The 25,879-nt window shown below is 41.7% G+C and carries 19 protein-coding genes, 2 pseudogenes and 1 other annotated feature; of the genes and pseudogenes, 8 read left to right on the top strand and 13 right to left on the bottom strand.

The genetic code is table 11. The features are described 5' to 3' along the window. Positions 1 to 100: 100 nt before the first annotated feature. From AADH33_RS04915 to tssJ, 9 genes are all read right to left on the bottom strand, one after another. Positions 101 to 583: an Hcp family type VI secretion system effector gene (locus AADH33_RS04915; RefSeq protein ID WP_201586322.1), complete on the bottom strand. Its 483-nt coding sequence runs from the start codon at positions 581 to 583 to the stop codon at positions 101 to 103. 51 nt (positions 584 to 634) lie between these two features. Continuing rightward, positions 635 to 2,137, bottom strand: coding sequence for a type VI secretion system contractile sheath large subunit (tssC, locus tag AADH33_RS04910; RefSeq protein WP_348549758.1), 1,503 nt, complete (start codon positions 2,135 to 2,137; stop codon positions 635 to 637). A gap of 35 nt (positions 2,138 to 2,172) precedes the next feature. Continuing rightward, positions 2,173 to 2,712, bottom strand: a complete 540-nt coding sequence (tssB, locus tag AADH33_RS04905) for a type VI secretion system contractile sheath small subunit (protein WP_201586317.1) — start codon at positions 2,710 to 2,712, stop codon at positions 2,173 to 2,175. Between the two features lie 269 nt (positions 2,713 to 2,981). Beyond that, positions 2,982 to 4,025 carry a type VI secretion system protein TssA gene (gene tssA, locus AADH33_RS04900; RefSeq protein ID WP_201586315.1) on the bottom strand — a complete coding sequence of 348 codons (1,044 nt, stop codon included), beginning with the start codon at positions 4,023 to 4,025 and terminating at the stop codon, positions 2,982 to 2,984. A gap of 3 nt (positions 4,026 to 4,028) precedes the next feature. Further along, on the bottom strand, positions 4,029 to 4,628 hold the full coding sequence (locus tag AADH33_RS04895; protein WP_348549757.1) for a TagF domain-containing protein: 600 nt from the start codon (positions 4,626 to 4,628) through the stop codon (positions 4,029 to 4,031). Positions 4,629 to 4,673: 45 nt separating this feature from the next. Beyond that, positions 4,674 to 8,429, bottom strand: coding sequence for a type VI secretion system membrane subunit TssM (gene tssM, locus AADH33_RS04890; RefSeq protein WP_348549756.1), 3,756 nt, complete (start codon positions 8,427 to 8,429; stop codon positions 4,674 to 4,676). A 74-nt stretch (positions 8,430 to 8,503) separates the two neighbouring features. After that, positions 8,504 to 9,712 (bottom strand): type VI secretion system protein TssL, long form, encoded by a 1,209-nt coding sequence (gene tssL, locus AADH33_RS04885; protein WP_348549755.1) that lies wholly within the window; start codon positions 9,710 to 9,712, stop codon positions 8,504 to 8,506. 27 nt (positions 9,713 to 9,739) lie between these two features. Next, positions 9,740 to 11,080 carry a type VI secretion system baseplate subunit TssK gene (tssK, locus tag AADH33_RS04880; RefSeq protein ID WP_348549754.1) on the bottom strand — a complete coding sequence of 447 codons (1,341 nt, stop codon included), beginning with the start codon at positions 11,078 to 11,080 and terminating at the stop codon, positions 9,740 to 9,742. Positions 11,081 to 11,098: 18 nt separating this feature from the next. Continuing rightward, positions 11,099 to 11,707 carry a type VI secretion system lipoprotein TssJ gene (gene tssJ, locus AADH33_RS04875; protein WP_348549753.1) on the bottom strand — a complete coding sequence of 203 codons (609 nt, stop codon included), beginning with the start codon at positions 11,705 to 11,707 and terminating at the stop codon, positions 11,099 to 11,101. Positions 11,708 to 12,117: 410 nt separating this feature from the next. Here tssJ and AADH33_RS04870 point away from each other — a divergent pair. Next, positions 12,118 to 13,400: pseudogene (locus AADH33_RS04870) on the top strand (IS3 family transposase). Further along, positions 12,393 to 12,509: a sequence feature (AL1L pseudoknot), on the top strand. (Overlaps the previous pseudogene by 117 nt.) Before the next feature lie 41 nt (positions 13,401 to 13,441). Here the strand turns inward: AADH33_RS04870 and AADH33_RS13175 are convergent. The 3 genes and pseudogenes from AADH33_RS13175 to AADH33_RS04860 form a co-directional block, all read right to left on the bottom strand. After that, positions 13,442 to 13,825, bottom strand: a pseudogene (locus AADH33_RS13175) (transposase family protein); the annotation flags it as partial. Positions 13,826 to 13,833: 8 nt separating this feature from the next. Then, positions 13,834 to 14,274: a transposase family protein gene (locus tag AADH33_RS04865; protein WP_348549752.1), complete on the bottom strand. Its 441-nt coding sequence runs from the start codon at positions 14,272 to 14,274 to the stop codon at positions 13,834 to 13,836. Positions 14,275 to 14,798: 524 nt separating this feature from the next. Further along, complete coding sequence (locus AADH33_RS04860; RefSeq protein ID WP_348549751.1) at positions 14,799 to 15,056, bottom strand: hypothetical protein; 258 nt, start codon at positions 15,054 to 15,056, stop codon at positions 14,799 to 14,801. 401 nt (positions 15,057 to 15,457) lie between these two features. Here AADH33_RS04860 and dinB point away from each other — a divergent pair, with 401 nt between their 5' ends. From dinB to infA, 7 genes are all read left to right on the top strand, one after another. After that, complete coding sequence (gene dinB / locus AADH33_RS04855; protein ID WP_348549750.1) at positions 15,458 to 16,543, top strand: DNA polymerase IV; 1,086 nt, start codon at positions 15,458 to 15,460, stop codon at positions 16,541 to 16,543. 269 nt (positions 16,544 to 16,812) lie between these two features. Beyond that, the gene (gene queA, locus AADH33_RS04850) at positions 16,813 to 17,988 is read left to right on the top strand and encodes a tRNA preQ1(34) S-adenosylmethionine ribosyltransferase-isomerase QueA (RefSeq protein WP_348549953.1); all 1,176 of its coding nucleotides are present in this window, start codon (positions 16,813 to 16,815) and stop codon (positions 17,986 to 17,988) included. 123 nt (positions 17,989 to 18,111) lie between these two features. Continuing rightward, positions 18,112 to 19,980: a type IV pilus assembly protein FimV gene (locus AADH33_RS04845; RefSeq protein WP_348549749.1), complete on the top strand. Its 1,869-nt coding sequence runs from the start codon at positions 18,112 to 18,114 to the stop codon at positions 19,978 to 19,980. Positions 19,981 to 20,031: 51 nt separating this feature from the next. Beyond that, positions 20,032 to 21,657 (top strand): FimV/HubP family polar landmark protein, encoded by a 1,626-nt coding sequence (locus tag AADH33_RS04840; RefSeq protein WP_348549748.1) that lies wholly within the window; start codon positions 20,032 to 20,034, stop codon positions 21,655 to 21,657. A 214-nt stretch (positions 21,658 to 21,871) separates the two neighbouring features. After that, a complete protein-coding gene (locus tag AADH33_RS04835) occupies positions 21,872 to 22,957 on the top strand; it encodes an asparaginase (protein WP_348549952.1) in 1,086 nt (361 codons plus the stop codon). Between the two features lie 64 nt (positions 22,958 to 23,021). After that, entirely contained in the window at positions 23,022 to 23,864 is an 843-nt protein-coding gene (truA, locus tag AADH33_RS04830; RefSeq protein ID WP_348549747.1) for a tRNA pseudouridine(38-40) synthase TruA, read from the top strand. A 107-nt stretch (positions 23,865 to 23,971) separates the two neighbouring features. Continuing rightward, positions 23,972 to 24,193, top strand: a complete 222-nt coding sequence (infA, locus tag AADH33_RS04825) for a translation initiation factor IF-1 (protein ID WP_021814850.1) — start codon at positions 23,972 to 23,974, stop codon at positions 24,191 to 24,193. 496 nt (positions 24,194 to 24,689) lie between these two features. Here the strand turns inward: infA and AADH33_RS04820 are convergent, their stop codons facing one another. Next, positions 24,690 to 25,823, bottom strand: a complete 1,134-nt coding sequence (locus tag AADH33_RS04820; RefSeq protein WP_348549746.1) for a L,D-transpeptidase family protein — start codon at positions 25,821 to 25,823, stop codon at positions 24,690 to 24,692. Positions 25,824 to 25,879 lie beyond the last annotated feature (56 nt).

The following is a 25,879-nucleotide window of genomic DNA, read 5'->3' as shown; positions in this document are numbered from 1 at the left end:
TCTGATGATTTTGATATAAATATATTGCAAATCTCTAAAAAAAAGATCCAACTCAAACTTTTAAGTTAGATCTTAATATTACAAATAATAATCAAGCAAATTAAGCAGAACGATTCTCTTTTACATCAAACGCCATTTGCACTTCAGCACCTTTAGAACCTTTATCATTCTGTTCCCAGTACTGATTTTTAACTTTTGCTGCTTGGAATGAGTACTCCATCATTAGTGACTCATTTTCTTGAGCGCCAATGAATTTAACAGCAGTAATCAAAACATCTTCTAAAGTAGTGCGAGAATACTCAACTTGGTTGCCACCTGCTTTGCAGACAGATATTTCAACCTTGCCCAAATGCTGACCCACTGAACAGTTCTTTAGTACTGTTGGTGCTGCTTTATCAATGGCTGCAACGACTGTTAGATCATCAAAGTTTACTTTGCCTGCGCCACCGCCACCGCCAGAGCTCATAGAACCTGGCTGCTCAGCCCCCCAGCTAAAGCTGCGGATATCCGTCCAGTTTTTATGGTTAGAATCCTTAGATTCACCGCTTACACCTTCAATACGCATAAACATATCTAAAGCCATACTACTCTCCTAAATTAAATTAAATAATGATAAATAAAAAGACAGACGTCTTTATTCATCCCTTGCTGAAGGCAGTTTAGATACTAAGCGTAAAGAAACCGTTAATCCTTCTAGTTGATAATGAGGTCTTAAAAAGAACTTCGAGGTATAATAGCCAGGACTACCTTCAATCTCTTCAACAACGACCTCTGCCGATGCTAATGGCTTTCTTGCTTTTGTCTCTTGAGTAGAGTTAGCAGGGTCTCCATCCACATAGTTCATAATCCACTCATTGAGCCACCTTTCCATATCATCACGCTCTTTGAACGAACCCACTTTGTCTCTAACAATACATTTCAAATAGTGGGCAAATCGGCAACAAGCAAACAAGTAAGGCAGACGTGCTGCTAATTTAGCGTTTGCTGAGGCATCAGCATCATAATAGTCAGCCGGCTTGTTGAGTGACTGCGCTCCTATGAATGCAGCTAAGTCAGTGTTCTTTCTATGCACTAAAGACATAAACCCTAAGTTTGCCAATTCAGACTCTCGGCGATCACTGATAGCAATCTCCGTAGGACATTTCATGTCCACGCCGCCATCATCAGTGGGAAAAGTATGTGTTGGCAAGTTCTCTACTATACCGCCCGACTCTACACCTCTGATAGAGGTACACCAACCGTACTGTTTAAAAGAACGATTGATATTGACAGCCATAGCGTAAGCTGCGTTTGACCACGTGTAATTATCGTGGTTAGATCCATCCGTACTCTCTTCAAAATCAAACTCATCAACTGGATTCGAGGCTGCGCTATAAGGCAACCTTGATAAAAACTTAGGTAATGCTAGACCAATATAACGAGAGTCTTCTGACTCTCTTAAGCTACGCCAACTAGCGTACTCAGTGTTTTGGAAAATCTTGCTCAAATCTCTTGGATTTGCAAGCTCCTGCCAAGTTTCCATTTGCATAACATCAGGGGAAGCACCTGCGATGAAGGGGCAATGAGATGCCGCCGCAATTTTTTTCATGCCATTTAATAGCTCAACATCCTGCGGTGAATGATCAAAATAATAATCACCTACCATACAACCAAATGGTTCACCACCGAACTGACCGTATTCTTCTTCATATATTCTTTTGAATAAAGGACTCTGATCCCAAGCTACCCCTTTGTAGCGCTTAATATCGCGAGCGACTTCTTTTTTTGAAATCGGTAAGACCTTTATTTTTAGCAAGTCATCGGTTTCTGTATTAGTAACCAAATGATTAAGACCTCGCCATGCGCCTTCCAACTTTTGAAACTCTTGATGATGAATAATTTGGTTTATTTGCTCTGATAACTTTCGATCTATCTCAGCAATAATATATTCAATCGTTTGGTAAGCATCATCTGAAACGACGACTGTATTTTTTAATGCTTGTTGAGCCAATGTCGTTACTGCATGTTGCACGGCACTTTTTGCATCTTCAGTTTTAGGTCTAAACTCCTTTTGCAATAAGTCTGTAAACCCAGTCTTTTTTTCTTGTAAAAGCTCAGGGTTGGCATTTATTTCATTTAACTCTTGGACTTTATTCATAATAGTAGTCTCTAACCCTATAATTTTTAAATCATTTACTCATCAATACTATTTTTTGTAGAAGCCTTGTTACTACTAGCCAGTGCATTTAACAACTCACTGTCTGCTAGCACTTTAGAAATTAACTCTTCAGCGCCTGACTTACCATCCATATACGATAGTAAATTTGATAGCTCAGTTCGAGCTTGCAACAGCTCTCTCAAAGGCTCAACTTTATTCGCCACTGCGGTCGGTGAGAAATCATCCATACTTTCGAACTCTAACTCGACATTTAGGTTTCCCTCTCCCGTTAAGGTATTTTCAACCTGAAAGGCAGCTCTTGGTTTTAGAGCTTTCATTCTGTCATCGAAATTGTCTATATCAACTTCTAAAAACTTTCTTTCAGATAAGTCAGGAACGGGTACTTGTGACTTACCCACAAGATCAGCCATAACGCCCATGATAAAAGGTAGTTCGACTGTCGACTCTGAGCCGTATAACTCAACATCATATTCAATTTGAACACGAGGAGCTCGGTTACGTCCCACAAACTTTTGGCTTGATGAATATTTTCTATTGGGATTATCGTTAGACATTTATGCGTCCTTGTTAAATTGCATTTTAATTACTGACTAATAAAGAGTAACTCTCAAAAAATTTATATAATAGTGAATATTGGTTACTAATACTTATAATGACAGTAAACTTAATTACCATACTATAGTCTATTAAAATACTTAAATCCATTATTAAAATTTGTAGTTACATTATGTATATATTTAATTTACGAATGACATTAGTAATTTTAAAAATAGCTTTTGAAGATATTCAAAAAATAAAATATTAATTAACAGTTCTTACTATTTTAGTCCTCATCGTCTTTGCCAATGATCACATCTAAATCATTCAGACTATTTGGACTTATATTTTTTAACATCTCATAAAAACTCATATCCATGAGCTTTTGTAATCTTTCTATAAAAAGAGGAGCAGGATGGCTTGGTTCTTTCAGTCTAAAGTACAAGTTTAGTTTTTCCAGTACTACTTTTACATCGTTTCTATCTTTTATACTGATATCGTCTAATTTCTGGATACTCATTACTGATTTATTTGCTACATTATCTACAGCAGTTGAAACATCCTCATAAAGAGAGGCGTTTTCTTCTACTTCTTCTACAACATTAGACGATCTGACTATTAATCTGGCGATTACTTCGATAGGCTGTTTTATGGCGGAGAAATCCAAATGGGAATCTTCAATTTTTTCATCAAAAATAAATTCGATATTATTTATTAGACCCAAAGCATCTTTCAGCGCTACCAGCTCTTCTTGATCGTTTTGATAGGCAACTTTGATATCCTCTATCAACTTCTCTCTTCCCCCAGGATAAGAGTCATCATCATTATTTATCAAAATCGACACTACAGACTTGAGAGTAAAATAGCCCTTCTTGCTGGCAGAATATATAATGTTAGACTTGTTCAACTGTTGGATGATGCCGCTCTTATCAATTAATAAGCTTATAGATCCTGATCTATAAAAAGCATCAAACTCATTGTCCTCATCAACTAATTTTGGATACAACTCATCCCAGTACTTCTCTATATTGGTATGAATTATCTCACAACCTTTTTTAAAACCGATAACACCATGGTTGGCTGTAAGTGCTTGTGCATAGAAACAGAAAACTCTGATATCCTTTGATTCAGATAAAATCTGACGACAAAGCTTTTCAATTGTGCTCCAGTCAGGCTCTTCGGCTTCTATGATAACATCGCCATATTGTTGCTCAGGCTTACCTTCAACCAAAGTCTGTATATCGATAAAACGGGTATCATATTCAATGTCTATACCAGTTGGTTGCGCCACTGAAATAGGGTCAATAAAGTCTGAAAAAATTTTAGTCATAATTTAGCCATATATTTTATTGTAGAGCGTGCAAGTCAAATAGCCTTGGTGAGTAATAGTGATAAATTTTTCCAGATTAACCCAATAAGAACACATAATAGGATCAAACCCTCTTTCTAAAACTTCCAAAGCAATATCGTCTATGACTACTTTTAGTTGGTTCATTCCTTCATATTCTTGAGAATAAGAGCTGAAATAGTGTGTTTCCTCAATCTTAAGATCGCCATTAGCGACTATATTTACAAACCCTTCATACTTACCAGCCATAGATAGAATAAAAGTAGAAATTTTTTCTAAGTCGTTTAATTGCGTTTTTTCAGTATCAACATATACAAAAAAAGGATATTTACGCTCTGACATATCAGAACTCAAAGTAGTCAAACCGATCTTTAAAGTATCACCTTCACTCACAACAAATAGCCATACGGGTTTGGTTTTACTTGTAGTATTCAAAAAAGACAGCAAGGTGTTAGTATTAGAGCATTTATTGAACCAAACCTCCCAATCATAATAATAATCCCGAGTTAGACCAGCAGCTTTAATAAATTCTCGTCTTCTACGTAGTTTGCCAAAGTAATGGATTCGTTCAATGTTACACATCATCTATTCTCTTATACTCATTAATGTCTACTGAATAAAATTACATATTCAAGCACATGAGAACCGACGTAAATCAGCCAGATAAAAAGGGTTATTGCCAGTGCTGGCACTAAACTCAATAACGATATCCTTATTGTTAAGAGAGTACCTGACGACACTTCTATTTCGATTGTTAATAAGCATTTTTCCACTTTCCACCAGTCTCAATAACGCCCATGAACCTTTCATCTCAATGTCGTCTACTCTTTTTTCATTGATGTAAGCTGAGAACCCAACCTTTCCTGATGTAGCTTTTGGCCATACTGCTTCAAATTTTTCTAAAGGTCCATGACTATAGGAATAAGATTTACCACCGTAGTTGAAAATCAGCTTCTCAATTTCTGGATCGACGTTAATCACCTTAACCTCAAAGTCGAATCCTAACTGACCAGCATCTTTTTGAAAATAAGGGCTGCTCATCTGTTCAACTTTACGAACATCTCCAAACTCAGATCTAAATTTTGAGTTTGCACGCACCAGCTCATCAAAACTATAGACTTGCATATCACTAGCGATTTGTGGGTCAAGGTTCATAAAGGACTGGTATAGTCCTTTATGTCCAAATAGTTTTTTGAAGTTAGTCAGCACTACCTCATCGCTTGAGTCTTTGTTAAAAGGATAATTTGCTTGAGTGGCCCTTTTACAAACAGCAGTGATGGGAGCTAGTTCACGCTTCATGATATTGAAAGCTTCTATTTGCTGCTTTTTTTTTTGCTCTGCTGTAGCAATTTTCTGCTCTTCATCTAAAGCCTCTCTTCGCTCTTGTTCCTCTTGACGCAAAGCTTTTGCTTTATCTTCTGCCTCCTTTCTTAAGTCATCTTCTCTCTGTCGTTGCTCTTCCAATTGCCTTTTTGCATCAATATCTGCCTGTAGCAAACGATCATTCATCTCATCCAAGCTTTGATTAAGAATAAAAACTGAGAATTGATCAAACATCTGACGAAAAGGTGACGGCAACCTGTTTACTTCAGCTCTATAACCAAATAGCGAATCGTTTGAAGGAAGATCCACTCCTTTTTCTATTGCGACATCAAGGATATCTAAGAATTCATAAAGATCCTTAATAGAGATAATTACTTCATTAATTGCAGCTGCTTCAGACCCTTGTTTTTCAGTCAATACATTGAACTCTGAGAACTCTTCATCTACAGGAGTAGTGAACTTAAGATTGTCAATATAATTATCTTTGACGTAGCCAGCCTTGTTTTGCAGATTACCGAAACCGGCTCTAGACACAAGTCTATCTATAGTATCTTTGACAGTTCCATTATCATCACTACCTTGTATCTGTTTGCTAATGTCTAAAGTAGTATTTTCGCTTATTCCTTCAATCATGTTCTGCAATGGCGAATCTGAAGTATTGGAAAGAATTTTAGCAATATCTCTAGCTTCTTTTAGATTTCTAGGCTGTTTCAGTCTTATATCAGAGAGATATCTATTCCATACGTTGATGTATCTTTTAAAATAAGCACTTTTCGCTTCTTTCAAAGTATCTTTTTCACTCGATTTAAGAGACGCATAGTTCCCTAATACCCATTCTTCTTCTTCATACAGCTTGGCAGTTGATTTCAAAAGTTCAGGAAGGACAAATTCAATGTAAGCCTGCTTCGTATAAATAGGGTTAATCGTTTCAGTTAACGGTTTGCCACTCGCTCTAGTAAACACTAATCTACTCTGCTTACCTCCCATAGTATCAAAAGAGACTTGTGCTACTTTATTATTACCTCTAGATATCTCAGTAAAACTATCATTCAAAATCATAATTGAAATATCATTTTGGGCGATAAACTGCCTTCTTTGATCAACCAGCTCAGTATCAAGTGGAAGACTTGGCGTCAGTCCTTCTTCTTGAAGAATATATTGTAGTGATTCTTCAATTTTCTTTTTTTGTTCGGCATTCTTAATAGAAGAATCTTTTTCAAAATTGCGCATCAGCCAAGACAACATAAACTCTGCATCAAATTTAGTATCGTCGTATAGCATTAAATAAGCTTTAAGAGCATTATAATTATCTATCGAAGAATCCTCTGGGCTTTGTCTTAATAGCTCATCGATTTTATAGGATATTAGCGGCATTACACTTTCACTTAGCGCTCGTTTATAAGCAGCCTGCGAGATTTCATCTACCGCGTAACCTTGATAAAGTCCCATCCTGTGCTTGAGTGCGGGTGACTCAATCATTGTAAAAGGTGAAGTTTTTGACAGCATTCTAATCTTGTCAGCCATCTCTACCGCTTGTAGTAAATCTTTAGTTTCTGTGGTGCCCTTCAGCTCTTTATCTAGTTTAATGGTCTTTTCGTTGACATCTTTTAGATACTGACTGTTTGTTAAAAAACTATTAAATATAAGCGCAGATACTAATAGTCCGGTAGCTGCTACTGTACCAACACCTATCCATTTCAATATTTTATTCTTGGTAGACCACACCTTGTTATTGCTGGCGAGGTTAGCGTCATTAAATATAACCTCAGTAAAGAGATCATGGATAAAATAACTTTTGGTAAACTGTGAACCTGACTGATTTTCTTTTACATATTTAGGAGTAAGTTCAAAGTTGCTTCTGATAGTATTAAATACGGGATCCACACTCTCACCATCTTGGTAAGCACTGGTAAAAAATATGCCCCGCCACTGTATAGAGTCTTCAAATTTAGAAGATTTATACAACTCTCTAAACAATAGAACCAGTCTTTCATTGAGTATCGAAAACTCATTCGAAAATGTAAAGATCGCGTCTTTTTCGTTTTGATTAGTAGCATCATCTATTACTCTAAGATAAGAAGATTCTATATTATCTCTGATACTCTCAAGTTTTTTTGCAACAAAGCCAATAGTAGCCGCTCCATTGTCTTCCTCTGCATCATTAGCAGGTATCGTAAACCCTAAATATTTTTTTCTTTGATCCTCATCGAGTGCATTAAAAAAGTCTTCAAAGCCCTTCAAGATATCTAGCTTAGTAATCACTAAGTAGACTGGAAAGTTGATGCCCAGCTTAGCTCTCATTTCTTGAATTCGTTTACGTAGCTCTCGGGTAATATTTTTAAAATCGGTCTCAGCGTTTAGAATATCGTCTAAACCGATAGTGACAACTACACCATTAATAGGCTGTCTTGGTCTATATTTTTTTAACAGCCCCATAAACTCAAGCCAGTCGTACGAGTCTTCTTCATTATTATCTTGCAGTGACAGCCTACCAGCTGTATCTAACAACACAGCCTCATCTGACAAAAACCAATCACAATCTTTAGTACCGGCCAGACCACTGATAGAAGCACCGAAGGAACTTTCTAAAGGAAAGTTTAAACCAGACTCTCTTAATGCTGTTGTTTTACCGGTTCCAGCGGCCCCTAATACCACATACCAAGGCATTTGATATAAATACTGACCTGTAAAGAACTTATTTTTTATAAAACCATCAGAGTTTGAAAATTTTGCACTTTTTAGTACAGAATCTATTTCCTCAAACTGACGACTAAGAGCACTGTCTTTGTTGACATGCTTTAATATAGGTTGTTGTGATGTTTTAATATTTTCAACCAACTCTCTATTTCTTCTCGCCTGTAAATATTGTTTCAAGAAACTATTGATTAACCAGACTAAAAATATGAACAGAATAATAATTGCTCTTACGACTTTACTTTCAAGAGGTTTGTAGCTACCAATAGCTACAATACCGCCAAAGAACCAAATCAATAAAGATATTCCAAGTAGTCCTAAAAACACCCAAAAAACTTTTGAACTTGTAAAAGATAATAACCTTCTCATCTTATAGAACCTTCTTGTAATATCTCAAATAATTTAATAATAAAATCAGTCATTATTATTCTGGGTTTAGATGTTTAAGGCTCAACTGGGAGATTGTTACCCAAGCTATAAACTGTTATTTCAACGCGTCTATTTTTCGCTTTATTTTCGGCCGTGTCATTAGCAACGACAGGGTTGGTAGAGCCTCGGCCCTCTGATCGAATTCTATTTTTATTCTCAATATAGTCCGTCAAAATGTCCTTTACAGCATCTGCACGTGCTTGAGATAGGTGCCAATTAGAAGGGAAAGTGATGCTTTGTATAGGCGTGTTATCGGTGTATCCAGTTACTACTACTTGACCGTTAATGCCTTGTAGTGCTTGTCCAATGGTTGCTAATACAGGAAAAAATTGATTTTGAACATTTTCTGATCCAGACTCAAACAACCCATCGCCCAAGATAGTAATAACGCTACGATCGGCGAAATCATTAACCTCGACTAAGTCTCGACTGATTTCGCTTTGTAAAGCTGGGGTTAGTGGTTTAGTTTGAGTGGTATCACGTCCAACAACTGTATATTGAGCATTTTTAGGCAAAGATAAATTATTAATTTTGGCACTGGTATCATCCATCGTAGAGCCAAGGAAAAATCTCAAAAGAATATAAAAAAAGGCAACAATAAGACTGGCTAAAACAGCGATTACCCATAATGGTATATGCCAACGCCGCTTAACCTCTTCGTCCTGCTTGCTACTAATGCTCTCATGAAAAAGCAGACTAAAAGTTTCTGGTCTTTTTGATTTGATCAACTCAATGAGTTTGCTTTTTTCTTGCTCTAAAATAGTCTCGCCGTTATTTGCTATCTGATACTTACCCTTATAACCGAACTGCAAACACAGATAGATGAATTCAATCAGATATAAGTTCTTGTCAACATCCAACTTTGCTTTTTCTAAGATTTCAAAAAATCGCTCTCCGCCCCATGTTTCATCAAAGAAAGATACTAATAAGCTTCTTTGTGACCACTCTTCATCTGACCAACCAGATCTGACGGCGGACTCATCAACAAACGTGCATAGACAGTATTGAGCTGCTTTTACCATCTCATATGGCGCACCTTCTTGTTCAGCTTCCGCCTCGAAATCCTCAATCATCTTAGTAAATCTAAATAACACCTTCTCGGTTGAAAGCTGTGTTGTGGAGTTTTTCATTGCATTAGATAACACAAACACAGGCTTTGCCGCTGAAATTATTGGATTATAAATATCTGAAAACTGCAGGTTTGATCTTGAGTCACTTTTCATTTTTTTTCCGTCTATTCGGCATGAAGTCTATTTTATGTTAGGTTTAATTGCCCAAAACTCTAAATCAATATTTGGGAAGTCGCCTGCAATATGGAACGCCATACCAGACGAGTCATCGAAACGCTCCCATAACTCTGTGTCTTTATCTAGCTCAAAGTAAACATAACCATTGTGATAAGGTAGCTCTCTAGGTGCTACTGATAGAGCATTAAGTTTCACGCCAGGCAAGTGATAAGCAACTAGCTCTTTGATTTGCTCTACAGTACTAATTTTCATGGTACTTGGTAGATTATTTCTTAAAGTTTCGTTCGGCATATCTGCTTTTACAGCTAGCACGAAGTCAGCAACTTCAAGAATCTGAGCATTCGGTGTTTGAGCTACGTAAGTTGCACTGTCTTTTTTGCTTAAATCTATCCTTATCACTCTTTGCTCTAAGACTGTAGATAAGCTAATTCTTAGATTTGATACTAAGTGTTGATAGCACTCTCTTAGATTTTTATGGTCATAAACTGGCATATCACCCATTTTACGAGTGGGCAAAAAAGTCATCAAATCACTGCACAGTTTAGATAAATTTACAAAAAGTGTTTCTGGATGTGTGTGATTGGTCATCTGTTTTTGGTGTAGCATATAAGCCAGATCTCTATTGACTGTCTGTAGCATCAGAAAATCTGTAATCTCGAGTGACCCGCCTCGATTGGGGTCATTCACTGCATTGGCTAAACTTTTACTTTTCTGTGCAAGAAGACCATAAATCTCATTTATATAGCTATAAAGTTTATCGTTTTTTTGGGCAACTAACGTTGGTGGGATATAGCTTTTTTGAATAACAATTTCGGAATTTTCATTACTTGAAACAGTAGCTATAGGAATTTTAACGAGACTGGAATGAATGTCATCTTCTAACATTAGGCGTGCGTTCAATCTGGCTAAAGTCACTACTCTTGGCTCTGAATTAGTATCAGCGGTATCCACTAAAGATTTCTCAAAAGCACTATAACGGGTGTTTTTTATATCATCTGACTCATATGATATTTCCTTAGCGTTTGCTGAGCCTCTAGCAATAACTAGATATAACTTAGTCTCGGCTGTTTTTGCGGATATACTACATTTTAAAAGGCTAGTTTCAAACGGCGTAGGTATAAAGATAGTACCATCCTCAAAAACCACCTCCAGTTTAGACAGACCTATCACGCCTTGTTTGAGTAACGATTCATTGATGACTAACTCCGATACTCCATAATAATGCGCTTGTGCAAAGCTCACAATATTGTGGATATTACGCTCAGTGTATCTATCATTTTGCTGGAAATGCTGCGGTGAAAGATAAGTTCCTTCAGCCCACACAACTTTTGAATACTCGTCCATCACTAACACCTATTATTTTTATAATTTATTAGTAAATATACCTTTACTGTAGTCATACTTTGGCTTTTTGAAGACTCCACTCTTTGTCACTGACTTATCATTTGGATGTCTTTTTGCATACTTTTTCAGCTCTTCTTTCATTTGCCTCTTCGAGATTTGAAAAATACCTGAGCTATCAACTTTTAGATATAAATAACTATTTTGACTCCACCATTGAGGAGGTTGCTTTTGAAGTACAATCTTCCATGAAGTGTTTTCAATGTCGCGGAATCCTGTTGTGATTCCTAGATAGTTAGTGTCTTTTTCCAAACTCAGCGGTATTGACTTAATAGTATCAGGTATGATCATATGTTGATCTTTTACTAGCAGATCACCTTTTAAGTCATTGTCTTCGTCAATTAAATCTAAATATTCTTCATAAATAAAAGTTGGTTTTTTAGTCAGCTGAAATATATCTAGTCTCGCTGGAGCAGCCCTATCCATAACGTCAAGATTGACTGAAGGAGCAGTTAAAACCAAAAAATCCACTTGCTGATTATAGTCTTTTTCTTTAGCGTTGCTGAATACTGTACAACTTGATGTTACAAGACTTGACAGTACAATAGTGTACTTGAGATTTTGAAGCATATCATATCTACTTTATCAATGGTTATGGCACAGAACCCACAAGGTATAGTGCATCAATATAGACCAATCAAACGTCGTGAATTTTTGTAAACTCATTTAAGTATCGCGCCAACTTTCTGCTAGAAACAGAAAAATAAATATCAATACTAGTAAATTTATGTCCACTAAAAGTCGTGATTTTAACACAAGATAATTACAGTGGAAAACCTTTAACTCTTCTAAATAAAAATTTATTGGTGATTGGCTATGTGAATTTTTGGTAAGTACATAAAAATACAGAAGATTTGATCCAAAACAGGACAGAAAATTCGTTAGCTTGTTCGGTAGACTCCCTGCACTCGAAGCAACAAAATGAACCTGTGAACCACCCCGGGATTGTCGGAGACTCAACGCTCCAAGAGAATACGACAATGAAAACACGAAATTATACCCCTGAAATGAAAGAGAGCGCCGTCCGTATGCTGATTGCAGCTAAAGACAACTACCCATCCACCTGGTCATCCATCAAAGCCATAGCACCAAAGATAGGTTGCACGCCTGAGACCCTACGATCATGGCATAAAAAGCACATTGACAAAACCATTCCTGCAAATATTCAAGCTCAAAGCCAAACGGAGCGTATCAAAGAGCTTGAACGTGAGAACAGAGAGTTAAAGCAAGCCAATGAGATTATAAAGAAAGCAGCTGGACTTGAAGCCCAGGCGGAGAAGGGTCGCAAACCCAAGTAATGGTTGATTTTATTGAAGATCATAAACAACAATATGGAGTCGAGCCAATCTGTAGAGTATTACCGATTGCTCCATCCACATACTATCGTGCTAAAGAACTAGAAGAAAATCCTGAAAAGCGTTCACAGCGTAGTCAGCATGACGATTTCTACCTTAATGAGATTAAACGTATCTGGAAGAACAGCAAATGCCGATACGGTGCTCGTAAAGTTTGGCAACAGTTGAAAGCAAAGGGTATACATTCTGCACGCTGCACTATAGAGCGGTTAATGCGTCAGCATGGTATGCAAGGTGTTTGGCGAGGTATGGGTAAGATAACGACTAAGTCTCGTGATGATCAAAAGCGTGCTGATGATTTAGTTAATCGTAACTTTAACGCCCATCGCCCTAACCAACTATGGGTAGCTGATTTTACCTATATAAAGACATTGAGTGGTTGGGTATATACTGCTTTTATCATTGATGTGTTTGCTCGCGCTATCGTTGGTTGGAAAGTATCAGATCGTATGAACACGGATATGGTGATGGCAGCGTTAAATCAAGCCATTGCAGACAGAAATAACCCAAAAGATGTGATTCATCATAGTGATCGCGGCGTTCAGTACTTATCCATTCGCTATATTGATAAGATGGCTGTTTCTGGCGTTATTGCATCTGTTGGTACAACCGGTGATTCATACGATAATGCATTGGCTGAAACGGTTAACGGGCTTTATAAAACAGAGGTGATTGAATATTTAAAACAGCAGTGGCGGGATGCGTATGATGTTGAATTAGCAACCCTTGAATGGGTCGTCACTCGAGCATAGCTCTCGCCTTGCAAAGCTAAATCGATACTTAATCGATTTTTAACGCTTCTCAGGTTTAACAAAACTCGCATTCATAGTACGATTGGTTATGTGTCGCCTTTTGAGTTTGAGAGACGATACTATGATAGTCTTACTGAGTCAGACAAAGCTGCCTGACTCAAGCAATCCACTCTCCGATATAGTCGGGGCGGTTCAAGTCATAGATTAAGCTCGAAATTAATGATACCAGCGAATAGTTTCATTCTAAGATCGTAGCGCTGACGACGGTTGCGATATTTATGAGCCACGATTTTAAACAACTTGATTAAGCCTATTTTGTGCTCAACCACAATACGGAACTTAGCGAGATAGTGATTGGCCTGTTTGCATATCTCCAATAACTGACCACCACGAGGTTTCTTAAATGGTGTGAAAGTTTGGTTATGTAGCTTTGCTAACCCTTGATAACCACTGTCTGCTAGATAGTTAGTATTCTCAGGTAACCAATCAGGACAAGTATCTTTATACAGCTTAAAATCGTGGATTGACCCTTTACAGGTTTGCACATCAAGTATCAAACCAGTTTGCCAATGAACGATAACCTGCGCTTTTAAGGTGTGTTGTTTTTTCTTACCGCTGTAGTAGTCTCTTTGGTTTTTTTTGGACGCTCAATAGGGGTTTCGGTAGCATCGACAATGACGACTGACCAATTGATGTCCTCATCGACACGATTAGGCAGCTTTTTAGGTAATTCAAACTTACCTGAATCGATAAGTACGTCTTCTACTTTACGAATGATACGGCTAGCAGAAGACTCATGAATACCAAAGTCCATACTGATATGATAAAGCGTGCGGTATTCACGCCAATAAGTCAGGGCTAGTAGTATCTGCTCCTTAAGACTGAGCACACTTGGTCTACCTGATTTGGTCTTAGATGCTTCATGCTTTTGCATGGCCTCAAGCATGTCATAAAAGGTGGCTTTATGAATGCCAGTGTAGCGTTTAAAACCAGCGTCACTTTGTTTGAGTAGCTTATCTATGTTTGGCATATCTATTAAGTAAGTAGAGTTCAATAATATACGTTGTGTCTTACAATTACTTTTGCAAGAGGTCTAATGATTAAGAATTAACGATTGGGCCAAGGTTTGATTGTTACAATTTATATAACTCAATATTATGCATAATCTGCTGATAACTTTTTTGGTACTCTTAACTGAATCACAGTCCGTTATACAAATGCGCTTCGTTATATTGAAATTAATGACAAGATCTAAAACTAGATAAACAAACCAGTTGTATAAAGTATATTTTGATACTTATTTGATACTAGAAAAATATTGTTACATCTTTTTAGTTATAGCTAAATATAGTTAGCCTCACCCTAAGTCATTGTTTATAATTACTTTTTATTCTTACTTATAGCTTATTGTTGTCAAGTATATCTAGTTATTTAAGATACTAAAAGGATTCAAAATCCGTTGCCTTTAAAAGCGTGTCGGTTCGAGTCCGACCACTGGTACCATTTTTAACAAAAAAGCCTCCTATATGGGAGGTTTTTTTGTGTTTATAAGATTTATGGCATCATTTGGCTATCAATGTCTTCTTGCGTGATGGCTGCGATCTTTATAGGTACTGCACAGGCCCAAGATGTACCGCCACGACAGTAAAAATATCCGTCACGATAATCGACAATATAGACGGTAAAGTCATTGCCATACAGATCCATCATCGCCAGCTCATCACTCTCATCACAAACTGCACACCAGATATCCTTATCTCCTCGTGCTAGCATTGCGCGTGTCAATTCGCTCCCTGTTAGTTTATTCATCATCAGCTCCTTAGTCCCTCATGCACCCCTAAGTATGCTCCCTTAGGCGGCGAGTTTACCAATACTCTATAGGCGAGTGTGATGCGAGCCATAAACAGCTTCTTTATTCGCTGTAGACTAAGACGTATAAAGAAGTTGTTTATCCTTTTAACAATCGTCTACTCCGATACTTACTCTAGTGTAGAACGTCAGAAGCAAAAGCGTAACATCTAAATGCATCATTCATGATAGACGGCAAGTCCTTTAGGATAAACGGTAGATAAAAGGTATGAGCCCAGAGGGTTTGAAGGGTTTAACCCACTGATATTCTTTAAATTGTTTTAATAGCTTATTTATTTATAAAATCAAGCCATATTTATGGTTGCTGCTAAAATAGTTTCGCTAATTGGGGTAAAATAGCGGTCATGACTGCTTCTACTCCTCTTTCACCCCGCAAAATCATTCATATCGATATGGATGCTTTTTATGCCAGTGTCGAACAACGTGACTTCCCAGAGTTACGAGGTCTACCTTTGGTGGTCGGCGGTGACCCAAGCGGGCGCGGGGTTGTCGCAGCAGCCAGTTATGAGGTGCGCAAGTTTGGCGTGCGCTCAGCGATGTCATGCTATGAAGCGCGTAAACGCTGTCCTGAGGCGATATTTGTTCAGCCGCGCTTTGAAGTTTATCGAGCGGTCAGTCGCGATATACGCCAAATCATGCATCAATTGACGCCTCATGTCGAACCGCTGTCATTGGATGAGGCCTATCTGGATGTCACCGGCTTATCTATACATAAGGGCTCAGCGACGTTGATGGCCAATTGGCTACGAGCGCAGATTTTGGCCCATACAGGGTTGACCGCTTCTGCTGGCGTCTCATTTAATAAGATGCTGGCCAAGATTGCCTCTGACATCAACAAACCCAATGGTATCGCCGTTATTACCCCAGCCGACGCCGATGCGTTTATTAGCACCCTTCCCATCGAGCGCTTTCATGGTATTGGCAAAGCCACTGCCAAGCGTCTCCATGCCATGGGCGTGCGCACGGGTGCTGATTTGCGGTGCTTGCCAGCGGCGGCATTGGTACAGGAGTTTGGAAAACGTGGTCAGTTCTATCATGATATCGCTCATGGCCGCGATGAGCGTACGGTCAAGTCGCAGCGCACGCACAAATCCGTAGGCTCTGAGACCACCTTTCGGGACAATCTTGACGACGATGCTGAGTTAAAAGTACAAATTTATGCACAAAATGAAGATGCGTTTTATCAAATGCAAAAAAAACAACTGGTCGCGCATACCATCACTTTAAAAGTTAAATACGCGGATTTTACTCAAGTCACACGCTCTCACACATTATCGACGGCCTTTGATAGCGCCGAATCCGCCCATTATTGGCTAGATAAGCTGTTTTTGGACATCCCGCGTCAGCTGCCCATACGTCTGGTCGGTGTGACCTTCTCTTCATTGGTGCCCGCCGCCCTACTTTTGCCTCAATTAAAACTATTTGAATAGATAAGTCTGATTGATGTCTGATTGATATCTGAGCGATGGTTACCTCAAACCATCAGTATCGTTGTCAGGTTTTTGTGGCAGCGCGCGGTCATGACGACATGGCCGTAATAACGTGGTCGTTATGACACATTATGCCCGTGAGTCACTCAATGAGACATGCGTTTATCCTGTCATTTCTGCTACAATTACGCTCATATCATTCTTCATCACTCTTCACTGAAAGACCCATTATGACCCACTCCCACGCTGTAGATTTAGATCGTAATACCATGACTGATACTCATAAAAACAATAATGACTCAGACTATCTGAGCGTTAATGACTATGACTATGAGCTCCCAGATGACTTAATCGCCCGCTACCCGCTAGCGCAGCGCTCGGCCTCAAGATTATTGTATTTACCCGCCAGCAATCCCGCCACTGTGACAGATAGCCGTGCCGAAGACCGCATGTTTTCTGAGTTGCCAGATTTACTAAATGCGGGGGATTTGATCGTGTTTAACGACACCAAGGTAATGAAAGCGCGCCTGTTTGGACAAAAAGACACAGGCGGTAAGATCGAGGTGCTAATCGAGCGTTTGGTCGATATTGCAGACTTGGCGCCCGCCGCCCTGCATTTGACGACCGCGGATGATCAGCCGGTCTGCACTGACCATATCGCGCTTGGTCACATAAAAGCCAGCAAAGCGCCCAAGCTTGGACAGCGCTTGCAGCTCGGTGATGGTCATATACATGCGGTCATGATTGGCCGTCAGGATAATTTATTTATCCTAGCCTTCGATGCTCCTATCCTGCCGCAGCTAGAGCAATACGGCGAGCTACCTATCCCGCCATATTTTGAGCGTCATGCAGACGCCACGGACAATACCCGCTATCAAACCGTTTTTCATGATCCAGCCAAACTCGCTAGCGTGGCGGCACCGACTGCCAGCTTACATTTCGATGAAGCAGTTTTGGATAAACTGGCGGCCAAAGGCATTCACACCGCCTTTGTGACGTTGCACGTGGGCGCGGGCACCTTTGCCCCTGTCAAAACCGACAACTTGCTCAATCACACCATGCACAGTGAATATGCGCATTTACCTCAGGCAACCGCGGATCTGATCAATCAAACCCATGCAAACGGCAAGCAAGTGATCGCGATTGGCACGACGGTCACGCGCGTGCTCGAAACTGCCTACCAAAAGACCGCGAGCACGGGCAAACCACTTGCTGGCTGGTCAGGCGACACAGATATTTTTATTTATCCAGGCTTTAAATTCGCTGTCATCGATAAGCTACTAACCAACTTTCATTTGCCAAAGTCCACCCTATTGATGCTGGTCTCGGCGTTTTCGGGAAAACAAGCGATTGAACAAGCGTACAAACATGCCGTCGAGCAGCAATACCGCTTCTTTAGTTATGGAGATGCCATGCTACTTGAGAAGCAGGTAACCGCTGAATAAAAGGGCATTTTATACAGTAAATTAACATTTGATACATTGGACACAACAGTTGTGAAATAAACTGGTAAACTAAACCAGATTTTGTTATAAAAGCAAAGATAACCTATATTCTAAGGGCTGCATATGTCTTGTCGTTTATCTCATCGTTTATCTCATCGTTTGACTCGCGTACACCGTGCGGTATCGATGGCATTACTGTGTTCGGTAAGCTATGCCGCCTTTGTCTCTAGCGCCCAAGCGGCCACGATTGGCAAGACTGTTGTGACCTCAGCACAGCATGAGCCTCTAAGAGCCAGCATCAGTGTCTCGGACATTCGGGCGGCTGACTTTTCAGCCAGCTTAGCCAACCCCGCTATCTATCAGCAAATGGGATTGACGCCAACTGATTCAATGATGGTACACTTTCAGCCGACCTCAGAAACCAGCGGCCAAGTCTATATCAGTACAGCAGAGCCTGTTTCTAAACCCTTTGCCGATATTGTATTAACCATCAATGATCAAGGTCAGCGTAATGTCGTGCCCAAAACATTATTGATGCCGCTCGATGCCAGCTTACCCATCGATACCACCAAAAACATCGTAACAGGCGCAAAAAAGCCCAGTTTACCTGCCGTATCCGCCAATAATGCCAAGCCCTTGACCCTTAGAAAAGGCGCTCCGCCACCACTGATATCGGCATCAGCCGCACGCTCATCGACAAGCGCTGCTACTACCGTCAAACGGTCCGCGCCCAATGTGCAACCACCGAATACGCAAGGGGCCAATACGCAAAGCGCAAGTATTCAAACGCAAGCTGCTTCAGCCAGCACGCCTGCCAAGACATCTGTATCAGCAACTGACCATCTAGCCTATACGCCTAGCCGTTTAGACAATGGGCGTTTGGCTAATGACTTTGAGCTCACGGCCGCCAGTCCAGCGAAGAGCAATGCTGGCCGAACCAACCCTGCCAGCCGCTTGGACAATGGCCGTTTGGCTCAAGAGCAGACCGCCTCAAGTGTTAGCATCGTGAGCGAAGCATCACCTGCTACGCAACACACGCTCGGCACAGCGCAAGCAGACAACGCGCTAGATACGCTAAATATTCAAGTCACGCGTCAGATACAGCCGAGTCAGCAAAAAAACACGGATATGAGTGCCAGCATCGTAGCTGCCGCCTCAAAAAACGATGCAGCTCAGGATAACCAAACCGCCGAGCAAACGGCTTTGAGCACGGCACATACGGCAGCGGCAACGGTTGTCGGTAGCAACATACCGGCTGATACTGCCGCGCCCTCTCAGCCAAGCACCAACAATCAAACTGCACCTACAAATCACGTGGCGGCAGACTCTATAGTAGACGCCCAAACGCAAAGCACGACAAGCGTTCAATATCAAGTACAGCGCAATGATAGCTTATGGATCATTGCTCAACAGATTGCCCAAGAAAACAATGTCGATATTCAGACCGTGATGAAACAGATCCAATCACAAAACCCCAATGCTTTTATTAATAAAAACGCAGACCAGCTCAAAGCCGACGCCAAGCTAAATCTGCCAAATTATGATGTATTGCCATCACAGCAAGCGCTAGAGGCCGCTATCAGCGCCCAAAAACAGAAATATCGTCGGCGGATAAATACTCCTGTCGCACAGCCAGCGCCTAAAGCAAAGCCCCATACAGCTAAAGTGCAAAACAACTCAGCACCTGCAGCCAAGCCACAAAAAAAACCAACCATTACCAAGACCTTGCCAAGAGCGCAGTTTTCTGTATTGGCTCCAGGACATAATGGCAATGCCGATGGCACCCAAACCAAATCAGCGGCGGCCACAGGCAATGGACTTAGCACAGACATACTAGCTACTTTAAAAGCATCACGGCAAGCGGCAGCCTCTCAGGCCCAAAGCTTGTCCAAGACCAGCAGTGCACTTGACAGTTATACGCGAAAAATTCAATTACAGAATCAAAAATTGGCAGAGCTGCAAGCTCGTCTCAAAAAACTACGCAACCAATAATTGCCTGATACAGCAGCGTATTATGCTGTGATCATAGGCGTGGGAGTAACAATGGACAATATGCTATACATCATCGCCGGCTTGGTACTGATTGTATTAATAGCGGTTTTAGTGATACGTAAAACCAAAGCGCAAAAACCTTCGGCGCAGCCTTATGTCAAATCAAATAGAAATGCCGCGGCACAGACACCAGCGCCAAAAGCAAGTGCGCCCGTACAAACTGACGTCAGCAGCGAAAACAAGTTTGACCCCATCACCATTGCCCAGCGCTTTATAGATCAGCAGCGTTATGACAAAGCGATTGAAACACTCAATCGCGGCTTGCGCGAAAAGCCTAATGACAGTCCGCTTTCTTTAAAGCTGCTAAGCATCTATGCGACGATCAATCAATCAGAGAACTTCAACAAAGTCTATGACACCATCAGCTCGCAAAACGACCCAAAAAGCCTTGCCCTAGCAGATGAGCTAAAGACGCTGTTTTTTGAAGAGCAAAATCAAGTCGCCGCGCAAACCGCGCCCGCTGAGCAAGCTGCTGACTTTGAAAGCATAGATTTTGATCTGCCAACGACACAGACCAGTCCCACCCATGATAGGAAAACTGATGATATCAGCGAGAGCGATGCCTCCTTAGCCGCTTCTGTTGAGACCCCAGCATTATCAGAACAAGTGCTGGCAGATGACAATACCGACACAGATTTTGCTTTGACGCTCAGTGATTTAGAAGCGGGTTTAGATGCGCCGGCACCGGCAGCAATGCCTACCACGGCAGCTGACAAGAGTACTACGGCCACAGAAACGACTGAAGAGGTAGATTTTAGCGAATTTGACTTTGGTCTTGAGGACATTGAAACAGCGCAGCCAGAGTCACCTGACATCTCAACCCAAGCGGACAGTGTCGACGCGGATACTACTGAAGCGCTAACGCTAGATGAAGAGGATTTCGTCTTAGATTTTGATGATTTAGTGACAGATATGGATTCAGAAGATGCTGCTGATAAAGCGAGCACGACTGACCACATGACTGATGCGACCGTCCAAAGCCGCGACGACGACTTTGTCTTGTCCTTAGACGATTTGGATGACGCAGAGGACTTAAACGCTGCATCAGAGACGGCACTCGCAATTGAGACAGAGTCTGACTTAGCTGACTTAGATGTTGAAACAAACACTGAGGAGCCTGTGCTTGATCTGAGCGATGAAGTAAGTGACGAATTAAGTGACGAATTAAGTGATGACAGTATCGATATTGATGACTTAACATTAGACAGTGACTTTGCAGACAGCAGTGATGACGCTACTCCTACTTTGACAGCAGCCTCTGAGCTGACTTCGAGTAGTCCCACATCGTTTGATGATAATACATTGATCGATGATGACTTTGATTTTGATTCATTATCAGATGGATCGGATACAGCAGCGAGCTCGGCTGCCCCAGTAGCAGCTCAACCTGCCGAGAGTATTGAAGAAGATAACGCTGAGGACTTCTCAGCACGCTTTGCCGCTGATTTTGACTTTGTCAAATCATTAGACAGCAATCAGGTAACACTAGACTTGGCAGGTCAGTACCTGCAGCTAGGCGAGTACGATAGTGCCAAACGCTTGCTCAATGAAGTCATTTCTCAAGGCAATAGTACGCAGCAGCAGCAAGCGCAGTCGCTACTCGAGCGCACAGCGTAATTAAAAAATCGGCTTTTTTATCAGCAAGTATTCTTGTGCCTTAAGGATACTTGCTTTTTTTTGCATTGAGCCTTTATAGTAGGGTCTGATTTAGATGACTATTGATGCAGTTGCGCAACTCATTGAGCAATTCATTTGAGCGATTGAGCTGGGGCACCCTAGTTCTTATTCTTATTTACTTTTTATGACGGCGCCGACTATGCCCTCTTCTGTTATGACCAAGACGCTTACTGATCCCATCCAGCTGATTTATGCAGGCGGCACTTTTGGCAGTTATGGCCGGCCATTAGCACCGCTACCAGCAGAAGTGTTTTTACCGACGTTACAGACACTGCTAGCAGAGCCAGACCATGCCCACCATCTGCCGCCAATCTCTTGGCTAGGCAACACTTTGATCAAAGACAGTAGCCAATTGACGCCTGTCGATTTTGTGCATTTTTATCAGCTGTTGCTAGCCGCCTATACGCAGGGGCACAGACGTTTTGTGCTGCTCACGGGTACCGACACGCTCAGTTATCTCGGGGCATTTTTGGCAGAGGCCTTTGCAGGGAGTGATATCTGTGTGGCAGTCACTGGCAGTATGCGCCCGCTATTAGACAGCGACATGCTACATACCTATCGTGTCGATACGCATAGCGATGCGTGGGGCAACCTAAACGATGCGTTGAAACTGGCAGCGGCGGGTGAGTCAGGAGTAAAAATTGCCTTTGGCGGCGAATCTTGGCCTGCGCAAACGGTACAAAAAATTCATAGTCATGATCTCATGGCGTTTACTGGTCACTCTCGGGCAGCCTATCCTGCCAATAGTTATATAAAGCACTTGCCAGATGCCCGCCGCCAACACTGGGTCGAGGACCAACAAGAAGTCAGCAAAAGCATCGGTGCTCGTGCCAAGCAAGCACGTATTCATGCTCTGTATTGCCTCCCCAACGATACTGAGGTTATGAGCAATCAGCTACAAGCCCTACTTTCTCAGCCGCCATGTGGCATTATCTTATTAGGGTTTGGTGCAGGCAACGTGCCCTATTCAGCTGATTTGGCGCAGGCATTGACCCTTGCGCATCAACATGGGCATATGGTGGTTTGTGCCAGTCAATCGCCTTTTGGCGGCGTAAGTGATAACTATGCGGCTGGTAGTTGGCAATATGATTATCATGTCATCGCTGGCGGCCGGTTAACCATTCCAGCCATCTATGCGCGATTATTGTGGCTGCTGCTACGGTACGACAGCCCTACCAGACGCCGTCAGCGCTGGACAAACAATGTCAGCCAAGCCAGCATCACCATCAAAAAACGCTGATTTGATCGGCCCTATTACGACCATAAGAAGCCCTTACCATTTACTTTATAAGCCACACATTATCATGTCTGAGATACTCCCTATCGAAACCGCCAGCAAAAAACCCACTTACACCCTAGCAATCGCTATTGAGTTTTTGGGTACACATTATCACGGCTGGCAGCGGCAACAAGAAGTGCTGGGTGTCCAAGAAGCCCTCGAAACCGCTATCGGCAAAGTCGCCAATGAGACCGTAGAAGTCGTCGCCGCAGGGCGTACCGATGCCAGCGTCCATGCCAGCAATATGATTGCCCACTTTACCACTCACGCCTATCGCCCGACTCATAACTGGCTTCGCGGTGTAAACAGCCTACTCCCTGACGACATTGCGCTGCGCTGGATACAGCCCATGCCGAACGACTTTCATGCACGGTTTGGCGCTATCGCCCGTCGTTATCGTTATATCACCCTCAATCAACCCCAGCGCCCTGCTATCTTAAACCATCAAGTCACTCATATTTATGAACCACTTGACCTGGCCGCCATGCAGCAGGCAGCAGCGGATATCGTCGGTACGCACAACTTTAGTAGTTTCCGCGCTGCCGCTTGTCAGTCCAATCAGCCAGTGCGCTCAGTCAGTCATGCCAGATTGTTTGCCCATGGCCAGTTTATCGTGTTTGACATTCAAGCAGATGGCTTCTTGCATCATATGGTACGCAACCTAATGGGCACCTTGTACGCTATCGGTAAGCACGAGCTAGAGCCGTCTGATTTTTTGACTATTTTGGCCAAAAAAGACCGTACTATTGCACCACCGACCGCCTCTGGTGACGGCCTATACTTTATCAATGCTTACTATCCCGAGCATTGGCAAAAACTATTGCCCACCGTGCCTCTTACGCCCCTTTGGCTAAACCTGCCTGACTGATATACATATCGATTACAAGCTGTCAAGCCAAAACCAGGTTCTGTATTGCTTTAATACGCTAGCTTGCGTATAATATGGGCTTATTTTTAACTGATTGATACAAAATTATGGCAAAAGACGATATTATCGAATTTGAAGGCGAAGTCATCGACACCCTTCCAAACACATTGTTTAAAGTTCGTTTAGAAAACGGACATGAAATCATCGCGCATATCTCTGGTAAAATGCGTAAACACTATATCCGTATCTTGACTGGCGATAAAGTTAAAGTTGAGATGACCCCCTATGACTTATCAAAGGGTCGTATCACCTATCGTGGTAAAAACTAATTACGATAAAAACCGGCTTTGATGAAATCGACTGTATTGTAATCGGTTTTATTAAGAAATGATGACGATTACGCGGTTATGACAAATCTCATCATTAACAAATGATGCAGTACTTGCTAAGACATTTTTAAGAGCATTTTTGTGAATGCTTGGGTGGTTTAACAGATAATAATAATGAAAATGCAAACCGACTCATTATTGGCTATCAATGTTTTGTCTTACAAGTTAGTCAGGTCAATATAGAAAAGATATGGCGAGACTCGGATCATTTTTTTGCGGCATCGAGCGGCGCAGGCACAGCACGCAAGAAAAACTTGTACCAATCTCACGAATTTATACTGTGTATCTTTTTTATTTAGTAATGACTATATCCGTCATACCCGCATAAAAATACCGCTAACTGATGGTTAGCGGTATTTTTTTGGCGCGTTCATAAAACCCGCCTTTATAAGCAGAAAACCCTGATGGTTTCTTGCTCTTTGTCTTTTGTCTGAAGCTATTTGAACTCTACCGTAGCCCCATCTTGTATGACACCTAATAGTGCCAAGGCATCCCAGTTGGTCAGACGCACACAGCCTGCGGATGCTTGACGGCTGATACGAGCAGGGTCTGGCGAGCCATGAATACCATAAGAGGGTTTACTCAGGCCAATCCACACAGAGCCGACTGGGTTGTTAGGGCCTGGCGGTAATATTTCTTGGCTCCCATCATTGGCAGTATAAGTATAGTTGGGCTCATGTACCTTGACCTCTACTGTATGCGTGCCTGATGGCGACGGGGTGGCCGTACTCCCTACTGTCGTCGGATAACTGGCAACCAATGTCCCTTTATCATCGTACGCATATAGCGTCTGAGTGGTTTTGTCGGCGACCACACGGCTGACGGGCGCGGTGTTAGGGTTTCCTGGATTATAGACCGTTATGGTCTCACCCGCTGAAAATCTGGCATTGGGATTTAGGGTTTTAAGATATTTTTCACTCATGTGAAACTTCTCTGCCAACGCCTCTATCACACTCTCATAATACAGACCCTCTAGCTCAGCTTTTGCGGTAGCACCCGCTGGGATAGTAGTGGTTTTGATATCGACGTCCGCGTCTGTCAATTGGTAGCTGACCAATGCAGGCTGTGTCATAAGTGCCTTATCACTCGTGAGAGCTTGCCAAGTCTCGGTATTTAGAGCCTCTGTGACACTTAGGCCATTGGCTTTTTGAAAGGCTTGCATGGCTTTTTTGGTGTTTTTTCCCCAGTATCCATCGACCGCACCCACGCCACTGTGATGCCAGTTTAATAATGCTTGTAACTTGGTGCCAATCGTCCGATCGATATTAGTACCTGGCGTCCAGCTGGCATCGTTTACTTTTTTTGCCATCGCTGGCAAATCGTCGGTGCTGTACTTAATGGTAGGAAGCAGTTTATTAAGCGACATCGACGTTTTGCTATCACCAGTCAGCTTTTGACTGACACCGTTGGTAACTGGGCTAACGTCTTTAGTGGCGGCGGATTTGCTCATCGTTGCCTGAGCATCGCCCCTGGTATTGTCTGTATCGGCGATAACGCTTTGTCCTATCAATACGGCAGCTGAAAAACCAACCGCGGCGAGCGCTGCACTGACTTTATTTAAATGATACATGTGTGCTCCTAGCATTTTTATCAGGTTTTATTGTTATATCGATTATTTTTATCAGA

Source organism: Psychrobacter sp. KFRI-CH2-11 (genome assembly GCF_038239325.1).
Lineage (GTDB): Bacteria > Pseudomonadota > Gammaproteobacteria > Pseudomonadales > Moraxellaceae > Psychrobacter > Psychrobacter celer.
Note: the sequence above shows the minus strand (reverse complement) of the source record. Positions and strands in the feature narration are given on the sequence as shown.